The organism is Domibacillus sp. 8LH, from assembly GCF_038806185.1.
Taxonomy (GTDB): domain Bacteria; phylum Bacillota; class Bacilli; order Bacillales; family Domibacillaceae; genus Domibacillus; species Domibacillus indicus_A.
The window spans coordinates 1-272 of the sequence record NZ_JAVJNG010000140.1; the positions used below are offsets into that span (position 1 = coordinate 1).

The window sequence follows — 272 nt, forward strand, 5'->3', positions numbered from 1 at the left end:
CTCGTGGATCATGGGGTCGAAGTTGCGCAGCGGCGCATGCTTGCGCACCACCAGATGGGTCTCGGAGCCAAGAGCCTGCATCACGCCTGCGATCTCCACGGCGATATAGCCGGCACCCACCACGGCAACCCGTTTGGGCTGGCTTTGCAGGTCGAAGAAACCGTCGGAGTCGATACCCAGTTCGGCGCCCGGAATGGTCGGGACCTCGGGGCGGCCGCCGGTGGCAATCAGGATGTGATCGGCGCTGTAGTGCTCGCCGTTCACCTCGACGG

General features: G+C 65.1%; 1 protein-coding gene. It reads right to left on the bottom strand.

From position 1 onward, the window contains the following. Window positions 1-272: FAD-dependent oxidoreductase (locus RG959_RS24160; RefSeq protein ID WP_342799303.1), on the bottom strand; the 272-nt coding region annotated here is incomplete at both ends.